This window comes from Micromonospora sp. WMMD708 (genome assembly GCF_049315245.1).
GTDB classification, from domain to species: Bacteria; Actinomycetota; Actinomycetes; order Mycobacteriales; family Micromonosporaceae; genus Micromonospora; species Micromonospora wenchangensis.
Window position 1 is genome coordinate 636,442 of record NZ_CP186060.1, and the last position, 14,023, is coordinate 650,464.

At 71.6% G+C, this 14,023-nt stretch carries 11 protein-coding genes and 2 pseudogenes; 4 read left to right on the forward strand and 9 right to left on the reverse strand.

Features of this window, described 5'->3' with window-relative positions:
• Positions 1-3: 3 nt before the first annotated feature.
• From ACN260_RS02990 to ACN260_RS03025, 8 genes and pseudogenes are all read right to left on the reverse strand, one after another.
• Complete coding sequence (locus ACN260_RS02990; protein ID WP_422754603.1) at positions 4-744, reverse strand: DUF4142 domain-containing protein; 741 nt, start codon at positions 742-744, stop codon at positions 4-6.
• 141 nt (positions 745-885) lie between these two features.
• On the reverse strand, positions 886-2,067 hold the full coding sequence (locus tag ACN260_RS02995; RefSeq protein WP_422754604.1) for an ROK family protein: 1,182 nt from the start codon (positions 2,065-2,067) through the stop codon (positions 886-888).
• Positions 2,068-2,107: 40 nt separating this feature from the next.
• A complete protein-coding gene (locus ACN260_RS03000; RefSeq protein ID WP_422754605.1) occupies positions 2,108-3,367 on the reverse strand; it encodes a sugar ABC transporter permease in 1,260 nt (419 codons plus the stop codon).
• A complete protein-coding gene (locus ACN260_RS03005) occupies positions 3,364-4,188 on the reverse strand; it encodes an ATP-binding cassette domain-containing protein (RefSeq protein ID WP_422754606.1) in 825 nt (274 codons plus the stop codon). The genes ACN260_RS03000 and ACN260_RS03005 overlap by 4 nt, the downstream gene beginning before the upstream one ends.
• A gap of 118 nt (positions 4,189-4,306) precedes the next feature.
• Positions 4,307-5,407 carry a sugar ABC transporter substrate-binding protein gene (locus ACN260_RS03010; RefSeq protein WP_422754607.1) on the reverse strand — a complete coding sequence of 367 codons (1,101 nt, stop codon included), beginning with the start codon at positions 5,405-5,407 and terminating at the stop codon, positions 4,307-4,309.
• 209 nt (positions 5,408-5,616) lie between these two features.
• A complete protein-coding gene (gene ybaK / locus ACN260_RS03015) occupies positions 5,617-6,096 on the reverse strand; it encodes a Cys-tRNA(Pro) deacylase (RefSeq protein WP_422754608.1) in 480 nt (159 codons plus the stop codon).
• Between the two features lie 10 nt (positions 6,097-6,106).
• Positions 6,107-6,538 (reverse strand): annotated as a pseudogene (locus ACN260_RS03020) (THUMP-like domain-containing protein); the annotation flags it as partial.
• Positions 6,539-6,616: 78 nt separating this feature from the next.
• A pseudogene (locus ACN260_RS03025) lies at positions 6,617-7,375 on the reverse strand (methyltransferase domain-containing protein); the annotation flags it as partial.
• Between the two features lie 340 nt (positions 7,376-7,715).
• Here ACN260_RS03025 and groES point away from each other — a divergent pair.
• The 4 genes from groES (at position 7,716) to ACN260_RS03045 (ending at position 13,254) form a co-directional block, all read left to right on the forward strand.
• Positions 7,716-8,030, forward strand: coding sequence for a co-chaperone GroES (gene groES, locus ACN260_RS03030; RefSeq protein WP_204924915.1), 315 nt, complete (start codon positions 7,716-7,718; stop codon positions 8,028-8,030).
• Between the two features lie 73 nt (positions 8,031-8,103).
• Complete coding sequence (gene groL, locus ACN260_RS03035) at positions 8,104-9,750, forward strand: chaperonin GroEL (RefSeq protein ID WP_422754609.1); 1,647 nt, start codon at positions 8,104-8,106, stop codon at positions 9,748-9,750.
• Between the two features lie 129 nt (positions 9,751-9,879).
• Positions 9,880-11,640, forward strand: coding sequence for a molybdopterin-dependent oxidoreductase (locus ACN260_RS03040; protein ID WP_422754610.1), 1,761 nt, complete (start codon positions 9,880-9,882; stop codon positions 11,638-11,640).
• A gap of 180 nt (positions 11,641-11,820) precedes the next feature.
• On the forward strand, positions 11,821-13,254 hold the full coding sequence (locus ACN260_RS03045; protein ID WP_422754611.1) for a non-reducing end alpha-L-arabinofuranosidase family hydrolase: 1,434 nt from the start codon (positions 11,821-11,823) through the stop codon (positions 13,252-13,254).
• Positions 13,255-13,499: 245 nt separating this feature from the next.
• On the opposite strand, the gene ACN260_RS03050 is transcribed toward ACN260_RS03045, so the two are convergent.
• Positions 13,500-13,883, reverse strand: coding sequence for a WhiB family transcriptional regulator (locus ACN260_RS03050; RefSeq protein ID WP_088645816.1), 384 nt, complete (start codon positions 13,881-13,883; stop codon positions 13,500-13,502).
• Positions 13,884-14,023 lie beyond the last annotated feature (140 nt).

A 14,023-nucleotide genomic window follows, 5' to 3' on the forward strand; every position in this document is an offset into this window, starting at 1 on the left:
GGGTCAACTGCGGCGCGTGATCCGCCAGGTGGCGTAGCCGCCCGCGCCGAGCGCGAGCAGGAAGACCGCCCAGACCACGGTAGTGCTGATCGCGACGGACGGGCCGGCGGCGGCGCCGGCCTGTGCGGCGGCGACCAGCGAGTCCTGCTGCGCGGCCGGGATCGCGGCCGGTGGCATCTGCTGCCAGCGGACCAGTCCGGTGCTCTCCAGCATGGCCATGTGGTCGTTGACGAACTTGTTGGCATCGTCGGCGAGCTTGCGGACGGTGTTGTCCCGGGTGCTGGCCCGGACCGCGCCGATCACCGGGAAGATCTTGCCGTGCGCCAGCCGGAGCCGGGTCACGAAGATCTGGTCGAACTGAGCACCGGAGGCGTTCTGCATCTCGGTCAGCCACCCCTTCTGCTCGGCGGTGGGATCGCTCGGCAGCGTCGCGCCCAGCTTGTTGGCGGCCTGCACCACCAGCTCGTCGAGGACGCCGTGCTGGCGGGCGATCTCCGCGCCGACCTCCCGCACCCGCGCGGACTGACCCTTCTCGGCGGCCATCGTGCCGGCCGGCATCTCCCAGAGCCCGGCGAGCCGGACGCCGTTGAGCAGCGCCATGTCGGCGGCGTTCAGCTGGACGCCGGGAGCGGCGACCGCCATGCCGGGTAGCACGACCAGGCCGGCCAGGAAGGTGACGAGCAACACCGCCACCCGGTGGGTCCGGTGCCCTCGCCGACGACGTACGGAATCCAGCGGTGCCATGCTGCGGTGCCTCCTCGATCCGGGCCGACCCTGTCCTGCCGGGCAGCGACCCGCCGGCTGCCCGTCCGTCCACTGGTACGGACTGTCGGGCCGATCAGTTCATCGGGCCGGACAACTCGCCCGTCGGCGCAGGTCGAGGACTCAGGCGGCGTCGAGCGGATCGGCGAGGAGTCGTTCGAAGGCCAGTTCGGCGGCGCCGATCAGGGCCGCGTCGTCGCCGAGTTTCGGGGTCCGCAGCCGGACGTGTTCCAGGCAGGCGGGCAGCCCGGTCTCGTTGAGCCGGCTGCGGACCTGGGCGGCGGCGGCCAGGTAGAGGTCCCGCATCGTGCCGCCGAAGATGACCATCTCGGGGTTGAAGATGTTGACCAGGTTCGCCACTCCGAAGCCGAGCCAGTCCCCGGCGTGCCGTACGGCGGTCTGGGCGCGGGCGTCACCCCGGTCGGCGGCGTCGAACACGGCCAGCAGCGCGTCGCGCCCCCGGGCCTCGGAGCGGCCGGCGGCCCGCAGCAGCCCGTACTCGCCGATCTGGGTCTCCCAGCAGCCCCGGGAACCGCACTCGCAGGGGGTGCCGTCGCGCACCACCACCATGTGTCCGACCTCGCCGCCGTACCCGCCGTGGCCGGTCAGCCGGCGGCCACCGGCGATGATGCCGGCGCCGACGCCGACGTCCCCGTACAGGTAGATGACGTTGTCGCAGCCGGCGGCGACACCCCGGGCGTGCTCGGCGAAGGCGGCGACGTCGGCCACGTTGCCCACCGTGACCGGCAGCTCGACGCCGAGTTCGACGGTCAGGGCGGCCCCGATCGGCTCGTCCACCCAGCCGGTGGTGGGGCCGAGCCGGACGAGCCCGTCGGCCCTGCGGACCATGCCGCAGACCGCGACGCCGGCACCGACGCAGATCGACTCCGGCGGCACCCGTTCCCGCATCTGCTTGAGGGCACCGGCCAGCATCGGGACGGTCTCCCCGGCGTCCAGGTCACGCGGCCGGTCCAGGTCCCGGCGGTCGAGCACCTCGCCGCCGAGCCCGACCCGCGCGGCCCGCAGCCGGTCCACCTCGATCGAGTACGCGTACGCGTAGACCCGGTCGGACTCGGGCCGGACGACCAGCGACGGTCGTCCGGCCCGGCCGGTCTCCTTCGGTGTGCCCTCGCTGACCAGGCCGGCCCCGGCCAGGTCGGCGGTGAGCGCACCGATGGTGCTGCGGTTGAGCCCGAGGGCGGTGGTGAGTTCCGCGCGGGAGGTGGCGCCGTGCACGTGGACGTGCCGGAGCAGCGCCCCGAGGTTCTGCCGTCGGATCTCGTCCTGGCTCGGTCCTACCCGCATCGTCGCTGGCACCCCATGTTCCGCCGCTGGAGTACGCGGATCAGCGCGTTCCGGAGGCGGAGGCGCGGCGGCGCGACAGCGCGTCCACGCTGGCCGCGAGGAGCAGCACCACACCGGTGACGACGTACTTCACCCCGGCGCTGTAGCCCATCAGGCCCATGCCGTTGTCGATGACGGCGACGACCGCGCCACCGAGCACGGCGTCGAGGACCCGGCCCTTGCCGCCGAAGAGGCTGGTGCCGCCGATCACCGCCGCGCCGACGGCGTAGAGCAGCACGTTGCTGCCGCCGGTGTTCGGGTCGACCGAGTTGGCCCGGCTGGCCGCGACGATGCCGCCGACCGCCGCCATGGACGAGCAGATGACGAAGACCGAGATCCGGATCCGGTCGACGTTGATGCCGGCCCGACGGGCGGCCTCCTTGTTGCCGCCGACGGCGTAGACGTGCCGGCCGTAGCTGGTGCGCTGGAGCACGAAGGTCCAGACGATCAGCAGCACCGCGATGACCGGCACCACGATCGGCACGCCCTTGAGCGAGTTGATCAGGACGTTGCGGCTGCGTTCCTGGTTGAGGATGTAGACCGCGATGCCGAGGATCAGGGTCAGGCCGCCGATCCGGGCGAGCACCACCGCCATCGGGTCGGTGGTCAGCCCCCGGGACAGCCGCTTGCGGTGCCGCAGCAGCTGTACGGCGGCGTACCCGCCGATGGCGACGGCGGCCAGCGCCCAGCCGACGGCCGGGGGCAGGTTGCGGTTGGCGATCGCCACCAGCACCTCGTCGTTGACCGAGATGTTGGCGCCACCGCTGATCAGCATCAGCACGATGCCCTGGAAGGCGAGGAAGCCGGCCAGGGTGACCACGAACGACGGGATACCGATCTTGGCGACCAGGAAGCCGAGCACGGTGCCGATGACCACGCCGGTGAGGATCGCCGCGAGCACGGCAACGTACCAGGGGTAACCGGCCTTGGTGGCAACGTTGGCCAGGATGGCCGCGCACACCCCGCTGGCGAAGCCGGCGGAGAGGTCGATCTCGCCGAGCAGCAGGACGAAGACCAGCCCCATGGCGATCAGGGTGACCGCCGCGCCCTGGGTGAACAGGTTGGCGAAGTTGCCGGCGGTGAGGAACGACGGCCGCATGATCGAGAAGACGGTGCAGAGCACGATCAGCCCGAGTACGGCGGGCAGCGCGCCGATGTCGCCGCCGCGGACCCGGCTCCAGTAGCCGCGGAGGTGGCTGCCGACGGTCGGCGGCGGCGTGACCGCCGCCGGGCCTTCCTTGCGCACGGCGGTGGTGGTCATCGAACGCCTCCTGGAGTGGTGTCGGCGGGCCCTGCGCCGGTGCCGTTGCCGGCGGTGACCGGTTCGCCGGTGAGACCGAGGTTGCCGGAACGGCCGGCGGTGATCAACTCGACGACCTGCGAGTGGGTGATGTCGGTGGTCTTCACCTGGGCGACCATCTGGCCGAGGTAGAGCGCGGCGATCCGGTCGGAGACCGCGAAGACGTCGTTCATGTTGTGCGAGATCAGCACCACGGCCAGGCCCTTGTCGGCCAGCCGGCGGACCAGTTCGAGGACCTGGGCGGTCTGTGCCACGCCCAGCGCGGCGGTCGGCTCGTCGAGGATGACCAGCTTGCTGTTCCAGAGCACCGCCTTGGCGATGGCGACGGTCTGCCGCTGCCCGCCGGAGAGGCTGGAGACGTGCTGGCGCAGCGACTTCACCGTCCGTACGGAGAGCCCGGCGAGGGTCTCCGCCGCCATCTGCTCCATGGTCGGCTCGTCGAGCACCAGCCCGCTGCGCTTCTCCCGGCCGAGGAACATGTTCTGCACGATGTCGAGGTTGTCGCAGAGCGCGAGGTCCTGGTAGACGACCTCGATGCCGAGGTTGGCAGCGTCCCGGGGGCTGTTGATGGTCACCGGTCGGCCGTCGAAGAGGAACTCGCCGGCGTCGGCCGGGTAGATGCCGCTGATGCACTTGACCAGGGTGGACTTGCCGGCGCCGTTGTCGCCGACCAGTGCGGTCACCTCTCCGGCGTGGGCGGCGAGGGCGACGTCGCGCAGGACCTGGACGGGACCGAAGCTCTTGTCGATCCCGCGCAGTTCCAGCAGGGGGGTCGCGGACACGGGGGTCTCCTTCGGACGGAGGGAAGATCTCGGAGCCCGTCCGGCGGCGGGCGCCGCCCGGCACGAGGTTCCGTGCCGGGCGGCGTCGCGTCGACGGGGTACGACGCTCGTCGTACGGTCAGCTGATGCCGTTGGCGGTGCAGAGCGCGGCGTACGCGCCGGTGCAGAGCTTCGCCTTGTCGACGTAGCCGTCGGCCACGACGTCCTTGACGGTCGCCTTGTCGATCGCCTTCGGCTCCAGCAGCACGGACGGGACGTCCCGGCCGCTCTCCGGGTCCTTGACCGTCTGCCCGGTCTCCTTGCGCTCGCCCTTGGCCACGGCGATGGCCAGCTCGGCGGCCGCGTCGGCCTCCTTCTTGACGGCCTTGTAGACGGTCATGCACTGGTCACCGGCGAGGATGTTCTGCAGGCCGGTCACGTCGGCGTCCTGGCCGGTGACCGGGACCTTGCCGTTGAGCTTGTTCTTCTTCAGCACCGAGATGGCCGCGTTGCCGAGGCCGTCGTTGGCGGAGAGCACGCCGTCGATCTTGCCGCCGGTCTGGGTGAGCATCTGCTCGAAGATCGTGGCGGCCTGCGCCGGGTCCCAGTCCGGAACCGACTGGTCGGGGCCCTTGGTGTATTCCTTCGACTCGAACTTCGGCTTGAGCACCGAGTCGTAGCCGTTCTTGAACAGGGTGGCGTTGTTGTCGGTCGGCGAGCCGTTGAGGTAGGCGACCGTCGGGTTCTTGACGCCCTTCTCGGTCAGGCACTTGACCAGGCCCTCGCCCTGGAGCTTGCCGACGGCCTCGTTGTCGAAGCTGACGTAGTACTGCGCGGAACCGCCCAGGGTGAGCCGGTCGTAGTCGATCGTGGCGACACCCTGCGACTTCGCCTTGTCCAGCACGGCCTTGCCGGTGCCGGAGTCCAGGTTGACGATCATCAGGGTGGTGACCCCGCTGGTGATCATCTGGTCGGCGATGGTCTGGAAGGCGTTCTTGTCGTTCTGCGCGTTCTGGATGTCCGACTCGACACCGGCGGCGTCGAAGGCGGCCTTGAGGAACCTGCGGTCGGCGGTCTCCCAGCGGGCGGAGGACTTGCTGTCCGGCAGGATCACGCCGATCTTCGGCTTCTTGGCGGTGTCGCCGCCGGCGTCGTTGCTGCTGGAGTCGTCGCCGCAGGCGGCCATGCTGCCGGTGGCCAGCAGGCCCACGGCGGCGAAGGTGAGGAAGCCCTTGCGCATCTGCACGGGTCCTTTCGAGGGTGGGGGAGGAGTGGTCGGTGTTTTGTTGTGTCCGGCAACGTATTCCCGCCCGCGAGTCGGGCGCAAGACTGCCGAGGTCAGAAGTTTGTTGGCGGCGGTAACAATTCAGCAACGCGGTTGTCACCCCCGGGACACCCGCCCCGCGATCACGCTGCGTGTCCGTTCTGCGACCGGCTCCCGGTGCCGGGTCAGCCGGCGGCGATCCGTGCGGTGCGGGCGTCGGTGAGAGTCACCAGGTCCGCCGGGGCGAGCTCAAGCTGCAACCCCCGCCGGCCGGCCGACACGTAGACGGTGTCATGGTCCAGCGCGGAGACGTCGACCACCGTCGGTAACCGGCGGCGCTGGCCCAGCGGGCTGATCCCGCCCCGCACGTAACCGGTGCTCCGCTCGGCGGCGGCCCGGTCGGCCAACGCGGCCCGCTTGCCACCCAGCGCCGCGGCCAGCGCCTTGAGGTTCAGCTCGCCGGTGACCGGGACGACCGCCACCGCCAGCGCCCCGTCGACCTCGGCGACGAGCGTCTTGAACACCCGCTCCGGCGGCACCCCGAGCGCCGCAGCGACCAGCGCGCCGTAGTTCGGCGCGTCCGGGGAGACGTCGTACGGGTGGGTGCGATGGGCGATCTTCCGCTTGGTCAGCAGCGCCGTCGCCGCGGTGGCCTGTCCCGCCATGCCGGTCACGCTAGCCCGGCGGGCCCCCGTCCGCGACCGGTCGACCGACCAGCACCGTCGGAGCCCCGGCCACCCGGGTCAGCACCAGGCTGGCCGGATTCTCCCCGGCCAGTCGCAGGTCCCGGCGCAACTGCTCGGGCGACAACGCCGAGCCCCGCTTGAGGATCTCCACCCGGCCGACCCGGCGCTCCCGCAGCAGCGCGCGCAGCCGCTTCAGCGAGAACGGCAGCACGTCGACGATCTCCAGGCACCTGCCGAACGGGGTGGGGCGTGGGGTGTCCGCGTAGAGGTAGGCGATGCTCGGGTCGGCAAGCGTCGCGTCGAGGGTGTCGGCCAGTTCGGCGACCAGGTGCGCCCGGACCACCGCCGGGTCCGGGTCGTACAGGTAGCGCCGTACCGGCCCGACCTCGGCCTCGGCCGTACCGGTGCCGGTCAACCGGTGGGCGGCGACCGGCTCGCTGTCGGCGCGGTGGCCGGTGGGCGAACCGTCCGCCGGGCGCTGCCGGTCGGCGGGCCCCGCCCGCAGCACGGTCGCCCGGCGGGGCACCTCGGCGAGCCGGCCGCACCACAGGGCCGCCTCGACCAGGTCGCCGTCGACGCTGACCCACTCCGCCTCGGCGTCGGCCGGGATCCGGGCGTGGTCGATACCGGGGGCCACCTTCACCACCGTGTGCGGCACCCGCGCGGCCAGCCCGGTGACGAAGTCCCACGGCGGCGAGTAGGCGTCCGGGTCGAAGATCCGCCGTCCGGTGCCGGCCCGCCGTCGGGCCGGATCGCAGAAGACCGCGTCGACCCGGGTCACGTCGAACGCCGTCGCGTCGCCGCACTCCACGGTGAACGTCCCGGCCAGCCCGGCGGCCTCGGCGTTCGCGGCGGCCAGCGCGGCGGTGACCGGGTCGGCCTCCACCCCGTACACCCGGATGCCGGCGCGGGCGGCGGCGAGCGCGTCGGCGCCGAGGCCGCAACCCAGGTCGGCGAGGGTGCGCACCCCGGCGGCGGCGAGCCGGGCGGCCCGCCGGTCGGCGACCACCCGGCGGGTGGCCTGCTCCAGGCCGGGTCGGGTGAGGAACATCCCGGCCGCCTCCGGGCCGAACTTGCCGACCGCGCGGCGGCGCAGCTCGGCCTGGGTGAGCGCGGCGGCGGCCAGCCCGGCCGGCACCCCGCGTGAGCGCAGCGCCGCCGCCGCGACCAGCGGGTCGCCGCCGGCCACCCCGACCGCCGCGGCGAGCGCGGCCGACCCCTCGGCGGTACGCAGCGCGGCGAACTGGTCGAGATCCACCCGCCCATTGTCCGGTCCTGCCCGGAGATCGACTCAGGCGGGCCGACGGTGCGGTGTCCGGGGGTGTCGCCACCGCGACGCCGCCGCCCTTCAGTTGATCATGGCCCCGGTCGGGCGACACGTCGGGCGGCAGATTGGCACTCTCCTTGACGGAGTGCTAGCCGAGGAATAACCTGCGATTAGCACTCTCACCCCGAGGGTGCCAGCGCCCGGGCTCCGGTCCGGGTGCTGAACGCCAGGCGGACCGGCACCCGCGACGACGGCCCCGCCCGGTGGCATGTGGCAGATTGACGCTGGTCGGACTCTCGGCCGGCAACGAAACCAAGTACCCCAGGAGGGTATGCCCGTGACTACCGCGACCAAGGTTGCGATCAAGCCGCTCGAGGACCGGATCGTGGTCCAGGCGAACGAGGCTGAGACCACCACGGCGTCGGGCATCGTGATCCCCGACACCGCCAAGGAGAAGCCGCAGGAGGGCACCGTCCTCGCCGTCGGCCCCGGCCGGATCGACGACAAGGGCAACCGCGTGCCGCTCGACGTCAACGTCGGCGACACCGTCCTCTACTCGAAGTACGGCGGCACCGAGATCAAGTACGCCGGCGAGGAGTACCTGGTGCTCTCCGCCCGCGACGTTCTCGCGGTCATCGAGAAGTAACCAAACCGATTCCAGTGTCGTCGCCCCGGTCCGGCTCGCCGGGCCGGGGCGACGTCGCTTCGAAGGGACATCCATGGCGAAGATCCTGAGCTTCTCGGACGACGCCCGGCACCTGCTGGAGCACGGTGTCAACGCCCTCGCGGACGCGGTCAAGGTCACCCTCGGCCCGCGCGGGCGCAACGTCGTCCTGGACAAGAAATTCGGTGCGCCGACGATCACCAACGATGGTGTGACCATCGCCAAGGAGATCGAGCTCACCAACCCGTACGAGAACCTCGGCGCGCAGCTGGTCAAGGAGGTGGCGACGAAGACCAACGACGTCGCCGGCGACGGGACCACCACCGCGACCGTGCTGGCCCAGGCCATGGTCCGCGAGGGCCTGCGCAACGTGGCCGCCGGGGCCAACCCGACCGCCCTCAAGCGGGGCGTCGACGCGGCGGCCACCAAGGTCTCCGAATCGCTGCTCGGCCGGGCCGTCGAGGTGGCCGACAAGAAGGCGATCGCGCACGTCGCGACGATCTCGGCGCAGGACGCCACCATCGGTGAGCTGATCGCCGAGGCGATGGAACGGGTCGGCCGCGACGGTGTCATCACCGTCGAGGAGGGCTCCACCCTGACCACCGAGCTGGAGGTGACCGAGGGTCTCCAGTTCGACAAGGGCTTCATCTCGCCGAACTTCGTCACCGACGCGGAGTCGCAGGAGTCGGTGCTGGAGGACCCGTACATCCTCATCACCACCCAGAAGATCTCGGCGATCGAGGAACTGCTGCCGCTGCTGGAGAAGGTTCTCCAGAACAGCAAGCCGCTGCTGATCGTCGCCGAGGACGTCGAGGGCCAGGCGCTGTCCACCCTGGTGGTCAACGCGATCCGCAAGACCGTCAAGGTCTGCGCGGTCAAGGCCCCCGGCTTCGGTGACCGCCGCAAGGCGATGCTCCAGGACATGGCGATCCTGACCGGCGCCGAGCTGGTCGCCCCGGAACTGGGCTACCGGCTCGACCAGGTCGGCCTGGAGGCGCTCGGCACCGCCCGGCGCGTCGTGGTCGACAAGGAGAACACCACGGTCGTCGACGGCGGTGGCAAGTCCGCCGAGGTCGCCGACCGGGTCGCCCAGATCCGCAAGGAGATCGAGGCGTCCGACTCCGACTGGGACCGGGAGAAGCTGGCCGAGCGGCTGGCGAAGCTCTCCGGCGGCATCGCGGTCATCAAGGCGGGCGCGGCGACCGAGGTCGAGATGAAGGAGCGCAAGCACCGCATCGAGGACGCGATCGCCGCCACCAAGGCCGCGGTCGAGGAGGGGACGGTTCCCGGCGGCGGTGCCGCGCTGGCCCAGATCCGCTCGGTGCTCGACGACGACCTCGGCCTGACCGGTGACGAGAAGGTCGGTGTCTCGATCGTGCGCAAGGCGCTGGTCGAGCCGCTGCGTTGGATCGCCCAGAACGCCGGCCACGACGGCTACGTGGTGGTGGAGAAGGTCGCCGGGCAGGACTGGGGCCAGGGCCTCGACGCCGCCCAGGGCGAGTACGTCGACCTGGTCAAGTCCGGCATCATCGACCCGGTGAAGGTGACCCGCAACGCGGTCACCAACGCCGCGTCGATCGCCGGCCTCCTGCTGACCACCGAGAGCCTGGTGGTCGAGAAGCCGGAGCAGCCGGAGCCGGCCGCCGCCGGTGGCCACGGCCACGGCCACGGTCACGGCCACCAGCACGGCCCGGGCTTCTGACCCGGTAGTACGCCTGTTCAGGGCGCACCGTCGTTCCTCGGCGGTGCGCCCTGACGCGTACGGTGACCGCTGCTTACGGAACGGTGACGTGGTTGGCGGCCGGCCCGGTCGATCGACGACACTGGCCGGATGAGCACCACCCCCCGTGGCTTCGCCGCGCTGGCCGGGGTCACCGCCGCCGTGGTGGCCATCGGTGTCGCCGAGCCGGTCGCCGTCCTCACCGGTCCCCGCTCCGCCCCGCTGATCGCGGTCGGCGGGGTCGTGGTCGACACGGTCCCCGAGCCGCTCAAGCAGTTCGCCATCGACGTCTTCGGCAGGTACGACAAGATCGCCCTGCTGGTCGGCACGGCGGTGCTGCTGGCGGCGTTCGCCGCCGGGATCGGTGTGCTCGCCGTGCGCCGGCTCGCGGTCGGGCTGGTGGGCATCGCGGCGTTCACCGGCCTCGGTGTCGCCGCCGCGCTCACCCGGGCCGGCGCGGATGCCGCCGACGTGCTCCCCGCCCTGGTCGGTGGGGCGTTGGGCGGGCTGGTGCTCTGGGCCTTCGTGGCCGGTCCCTGGCAGCTCGACCCCTGGCCGTGGCAGCCGCCCACCCCGCTGCCGGCCGTCCGTCCCGGGCCGCCCCCGACCCCCGGGTCGTCGCCAACCGACCGGCCGCTTGCGGCCGGCGGGCCGCCGGTGGCCGGTCCAGCGGTGGACGGGGCCGACGTTCCGCCGGTCGCCGGGTCGACGGCGGGCGGTGCTCCGGGGGTCGACGGTCCGCGTGCGCCTGCGGTTTCGGCCGGCGGGCCGCCTGTCGGGTGGGAGCCGCTGGAGTCGACCGACCCGGAGTCCCGGCGGCGGTTCCTGCGCGGTGCGGGCCTGCTCGCGGGCGCGGCGACCGTGGTGGGGCTGGGCGGGCACTGGCTCGCCGGGCGGCGGGGGGTCTCGGCGGCCCGGCAGGCGGTCGCGTTGCCCACCCCGTCGGTGGCGGCGCCGCCGGTGCCGGTCGGCGCGGACCTGTCCCTGGCCCAGCTCGCCCCCTACACCACGCCGAACGGCGGCTTCTACCGGATCGACACGGCGCTGGTGGTGCCGCAGGTCGACCCGGAGACCTGGCGGCTGCGCATCCACGGTCGGGTGCGCAACCCGATCGAGTTGACCTTCGCCGAGTTGCTCGCCCGCCCGATGGTGGAGCGGTACGTCACCCTCGCCTGCGTCTCCAACGAGGTGGGTGGGGACCTGATCGGCAACGCCCGGTGGCTGGGCGTACCGATCCGGGAACTGCTCGACGAGGTGCAGCCGGAGGACGGGGCCGACCAGGTCGTCGGCCGCTCGGTCGACGGTTGGACCTGCGGCACGCCGACGGCGGCGCTGCGCGACGGGCGGGACGCCCTGCTGGCGGTGGGGATGAACGGCGAGCCGCTGCCGGTCGAGCACGGCTTCCCGGTGCGGATGGTGGTGCCGGGCCTCTACGGGTACGTGTCGGCCTGCAAGTGGGTGACCGAGCTGGAGTTGACCAGCTTCGCCGACTTCGACGCGTACTGGGTGCCGCGTGGCTGGTCGGCGCAGGGGCCGGTGAAGACGCAGTCGCGGATCGACACCCCGCGCGCGCGTAACCGGCTCACCGCGGGCGAGGTGACGGTCGCCGGGGTGGCCTGGGCGCAGCACCGGGGGATCAGCCGGGTCGAGGTACGCGTCGACGGCGGCGCGTGGCAGGAGGCGACCCTCGCCCCGACGGTGTCGGTGGACACCTGGGTGCAGTGGTCGTGGCGGTGGCCGGCGACCCCGGGTGAGCACACCCTCCAGGTGCGGGCGACCGACCGGGACGGGGAGACGCAGACCCCGTTGACCGCGCCGGTGGCCCCGGACGGGGCGACCGGCTGGCACAGCGTCACAGTCACCGTCCGCTGATTTCCCATCACCGTTCAGTCATCAAGAGTGATCAATGTTCGGATAACCAAAAATTCCACGGTGATATCGAGGCTTGAGGCTGTGGGAGCGCTCCCGTAACATACCTGACGCGACTGTTAACGTTAACCTAACAACGGCCACCACCAATGTGCAGGTCGCGTCCCGTCAGGAGGGTGTTTTATGTCCAGATCCAGATCGGCCAATGTCGGCCTGATCTCGGCCGGTGTCGCGTTGCTGGCGTCGGCGTCGGTGGTCACCGCGCTGCCCGCAGGTGCGGCGGCAGCGGGATGCTCGGTGAACTACACCGTCTCCTCGGAGTGGGGCGGTGGCTTCGGGGCCAACGTCGCCATCACCAACCTGGGTGACGCGCTCAACGGTTGGACGCTGACCTGGTCCTTCGCCTCCGGGCAGTCGGTGACCCAGGCGTGGAACGCGACCGTGACGCAGAGCGGCTCGGCGGTGACCGCCAAGAACGTGAGCTACAACGGCGCGATCCCGACCAACGGCTCGGTGTCGTTCGGCTTCAACGGGGCCTGGACGTCGAGCAACCCGGTCCCGACGAGCTTCGCGCTCAACGGGGTGGCCTGCAACGGCGGCACGACGCCGACCAACCCGCCCACCACGCCGCCGACGACCGCGCCCCCCACCACCCCGCCCCCCACCACGCCGCCGCCGACCACCCCGCCGCCGACGGGCAACTGCTCCCTGCCGACTACCTACCGCTGGTCGTCGACCGGCCCGCTGGCGCAGCCGAAGGCCGGCTGGGCGTCGCTCAAGGACTTCACCATCGCCCCCTACCAGGGCAAGCAGTTGGTGTACGCCACCACCCACAGCAGCAGCGCCACCGGCGGCTGGGGTTCGATGAACTTCGGCCTGGTCGACAACCTCAACCAGCTCAGCACGGCTCCCCAGAACACCATGAGCCAGAGCACCGTCGCGCCGTCGCTGTTCTACTTCGCGCCGAAGAACATCTGGGTTCTCGCCCACCAGTGGGGCCCGACGTCGTTCTCGTACCGCACGTCGACCAACCCGGCCAACGCCAACGGCTGGTCGGCCGCGCAGCCCCTGTCGACTGCGTCGATCACCGGTTCCAGCACCGGTGTGATCGACCAGACGATCATCGGCGACGACCAGAACATGTACCTGTTCTTCGCCGGTGACAACGGCAAGATCTACCGCCAGATCATGCCGATCGGGAACTTCCCGGGCAACTTCGGCTCCAGCTACACGACCATCATGAGCGACACCTCGGAGAACATCTTCGAGGCGCCGCAGGTCTACAAGGTCGCGGGCCGCAACCAGTACCTGATGATCATCGAGGCCAGGACCAGTTCCTGGGAGCGCTACTTCCGCTCGTTCACGGCGACCAGCCTGAGCGGCACCTGGACGCCGAACGCGACGACCTACAACAACCCGTTCGCGGGCAAGGCCAACAGCGGTGCCACCTGGACCAACGACATCAGCCACGGTGAGCTGCTGCGTACCAGCGCGGACCAGACGAACACGATCGACCCGTGCAACCTGCAACTGCTGTACCAGGGCCGCGCCACGAACTCGGGCGGTGACTACGGCCTCCTGCCGTACCGGCCGGGTCTGCTGACCCTGCAGCGCTGACGGCGTGACGCAGGTGCGACCCCGCTGTTCCTGACTCCCGCGGCCGGCGGCGAACGCCGTGCCGGGTGAGCCGTAGGACGGCTCGGAGCAGGATCGGGTGCAATGAAGGGGCGGGTCCGGCCATGCCGGGCCCGCCCCGCCCCGCTTGTCGTACCTGTCGGCCCGGCGTCGTGACCGTGGGCCGGGAACGACGAGGCCGCGCTCCGGAGATCGGAGTGCGGCCTCGTCGAGGTGTGGTGGGTCGGTCAGGCGATCTTGCGCTGGGCCGGTACGGCGGTCTTGTGCGAAGCGCCGAGCCGGGCCTCCATGCGGGCGATGTCCACCCGGGTCTGCCGGCGGTCGGCCAGGTCCTCCCAGCCGAGGGCGAGCAGCCGCAGCCGCTCGGACTCGCTGAGGCCGCCCCAGACGCCGTACGGCTCCCGCACGGACAGGGCGTGCGCCGCGCACTCGGCCCGCACGGGGCAGGCCTGGCAGACGGACTTGGCACCGGACTCCCGGCGCAGCCGGGACGAACCGCGCTCGCCGTCCGGGTGGAAGAACTGCGCGCTGTCCCGGCCCCGACAGGCGCCGAGACGCTGCCAGTCCCACAGGTCGACGATGGGTCCGGGCAGTCTACGTACGTTCGACATCAGCACCCCTCCTCCCGCGCGGCACCGCGGAGATCCTCGTTGAACCGGCGTCCGGGCTGTGGTCCGCGCTGGCGTACCCCGTTTCCGGCGTGGAGCCTCGGTACCCGAACCCTCGTCGACTCACACGTGTTGAGATCGAA

What these genes read in the sequence shown, in the direction of transcription:
- ACN260_RS02990 (WP_422754603.1), bottom strand. Translation starts at nt 744, where the DNA reads ATGGCACCGCTGGATTCCGTACGTCGTCGGCGAGGGCACCGGACCCAC.
- ACN260_RS02995 (WP_422754604.1), bottom strand. Translation starts at nt 2,067, where the DNA reads ATGCGGGTAGGACCGAGCCAGGACGAGATCCGACGGCAGAACCTCGGG.
- ACN260_RS03000 (WP_422754605.1), bottom strand. Translation starts at nt 3,367, where the DNA reads ATGACCACCACCGCCGTGCGCAAGGAAGGCCCGGCGGCGGTCACGCCG.
- ACN260_RS03010 (WP_422754607.1), bottom strand. Translation starts at nt 5,407, where the DNA reads ATGCGCAAGGGCTTCCTCACCTTCGCCGCCGTGGGCCTGCTGGCCACC.
- ybaK (WP_422754608.1), bottom strand. Translation starts at nt 6,096, where the DNA reads ATGGCGGGACAGGCCACCGCGGCGACGGCGCTGCTGACCAAGCGGAAG.
- groES (WP_204924915.1), top strand. Translation starts at nt 7,716, where the DNA reads ATGCCCGTGACTACCGCGACCAAGGTTGCGATCAAGCCGCTCGAGGAC.
- groL (WP_422754609.1), top strand. Translation starts at nt 8,104, where the DNA reads ATGGCGAAGATCCTGAGCTTCTCGGACGACGCCCGGCACCTGCTGGAG.
- ACN260_RS03040 (WP_422754610.1), top strand. Translation starts at nt 9,880, where the DNA reads ATGAGCACCACCCCCCGTGGCTTCGCCGCGCTGGCCGGGGTCACCGCC.
- ACN260_RS03045 (WP_422754611.1), top strand. Translation starts at nt 11,821, where the DNA reads ATGTCCAGATCCAGATCGGCCAATGTCGGCCTGATCTCGGCCGGTGTC.
- ACN260_RS03050 (WP_088645816.1), bottom strand. Translation starts at nt 13,883, where the DNA reads ATGTCGAACGTACGTAGACTGCCCGGACCCATCGTCGACCTGTGGGAC.